This window comes from Marinobacterium halophilum (assembly GCF_003014615.1).
Lineage (GTDB): Bacteria > Pseudomonadota > Gammaproteobacteria > Pseudomonadales > Balneatricaceae > Marinobacterium > Marinobacterium halophilum.
In genome coordinates this window covers 1-1,974 of sequence record NZ_PYGI01000045.1, presented here as the reverse complement: position 1 = coordinate 1,974, position 1,974 = coordinate 1, and the positions used below count along the sequence as shown (strand labels likewise).

The window sequence follows — 1,974 nt, the reverse complement described above, 5'->3', positions numbered from 1 at the left end:
CGCCAAAGCTGATACGAGGACACAGCGGCTTTCGTGCTGATCTTCTGAATCAGGTCGGAAAGGTCATCAATCGGTTTTTGAGCGGCCATCTCAATTCTCTCGGCATAGTCTGCGAACAGATCCAGTGTTTCTATTGTATGCCAGTTGGCTGCTACATGCAGATTGAGTTCTCTAAGCTCATTAGATTTGAGGGTCAGTTCAGCGCGAAGCATGGCATTAACCCATTCCTTGAGGTTGGTCGGGATGTCTAAAGTACCCTGCTTGCGGTTGCGCTTGAGCTCAGCTTCCTGAGCCTTACTGTAAAACTTGAAGCTCCAACGCTTTGAGGTCTTGTTCAAATAAACCGTAGTACCTTTGGTGACTGGGCCTTGCGATCGGGTACGAGTGTTGGTGCTCATGGCGTAGAGGTATGCCAGAACTTCAGCACGACTACCAAGGGCGAACATGCGGTTTATATCGATGCGGGACAGGGTGTAGTTACCAGAGCGAACCATCTTGAATGACTGATCCGGTTGGGGTGCTTTCAGGATCTCAGCCAACCGGAGGACTGTTTCAGCAACCAAGTTGAGGAGATCGTCAGAGCCGAACAGGTTGTGACCTTGAAGGAACTTAACAGGGTTGCCGGATAGTTCTGCCAATACGGTGTTGCCGTCTGAATCGACTTCGACAGTTCTAAGGGTGATTGCTCCATCATGGGAGCCACGGATCAATAGGCGCTTTCGAACAGCGTATTCAACCTCACCATCACGGGTAACGCTTACCACTTCACCATCGGAAATGATGCCCGGATAGTAGAACGGGATTTTGGCTGAAACCCAGTCGATCATCACCATGGGGAATTACTCCTGTTCCTTTGTCTCATCCATGAGTATGGCGAGCTTGGCGAACATGTCGTTCTGGTTCTGCTGGATTTTGAAGGCCATTTCATCCTGAGAGATAGCCTTGCCGATAGCCTGAACAATGTAGGCGTTAGGCGTAACTCCGAGGTGATCACACAGGGCAACAAGGCGTTCGTGTATATCAGGATTCAAGCGGATCGATCTAACATGCTTATCGGTGCTCATTGCTACCACCAGCGGTATGAATTTAAACCGGAGTATGGGTTATGGCGGGATAGTGGTCAAGGTGCCGAGTACCAATAATGGTACTAAAGGGACGTATCACTGTACCGTCCCTATCAACTCCAACCGTTCCAGACTAAACAGCACTCGCCTGAAATCGATCAGCGCGGATGGTTGGTCCGCTACGCTCGCAACCACTCGCGCAGATTCGATTCACGGCGAAAAGCGGTTAATCAGGGCGCGGGCAGAGATCGGAGCGGGGGCGGGGTCAGGTGGACGCGAAGCGACAACGGAGCGGGTCCAAGTTTGGGCAGTTGGGCACGGCAGTGCCTGGGGGATTGGTCAGGGTTCCGGCGGGGCGAGTCCAGAGCGTTAGCCTGGGCAACAGTGCGCCGCCTGATATGCCTGCGGCATGAGGTGGTTCCGACTGGCTTACGCAGTAAGACATAGTCGGTCACTATGGTTACGGGTTACGGGTTACGGGTTACAGGTTGCAGGTTGCAGGTTACGAATTACGGGGTTTTGAGGCGCGCTGCTGGCTGGTGGCAGTGCCACTAGCCGGCAGGGGGCAGACAAGCGTAGCGCGTCAGCCAACGGCGCAGAGTTTGCGGGGCTCGAACAGGTATTCGGTGCCTGATACCCAATGCGGCATGGTGGCCGGTTTGAGCTCCAGAGTCTTGCAGAGTGGCACCACATTGGATTGGGTTTCATCACGGGGCGGGGCTGGCATGGAGATATCGATTCCATGTTCCAGAAGGGCCCGACGGTGACGGTAGAACGTGTTTTTGGGGAGCATCTGGCGGGGGTCGTGACCATCACGCCAAAGCTGATACGAGGACACAGCGGCTTTCGTGCTGATCTTCTGAATCAGGTCGGAAAGGTCATCAATCGGTTTTTGAGCGGCCATCTCAAT

The 1,974-nt window shown here is 53.6% G+C and carries 3 protein-coding genes; all 3 read right to left on the bottom strand.

The genetic code is table 11. The annotated features are described in order from the left end of the window. On the bottom strand, positions 1-833 hold an 833-nt coding region (locus CLV44_RS17175; RefSeq protein WP_106593343.1), incomplete at its 3' end, for a phage/plasmid replication protein, II/X family. Between the two features lie 6 nt (positions 834-839). Then, on the bottom strand, positions 840-1,064 hold the full coding sequence (locus CLV44_RS17170) for a toxin-antitoxin system HicB family antitoxin (protein WP_106593342.1): 225 nt from the start codon (positions 1,062-1,064) through the stop codon (positions 840-842). 583 nt (positions 1,065-1,647) lie between these two features. After that, the coding region (locus tag CLV44_RS17165; RefSeq protein WP_245912728.1) for a phage/plasmid replication protein, II/X family at positions 1,648-1,974 on the bottom strand (327 nt) is incomplete at its 5' end.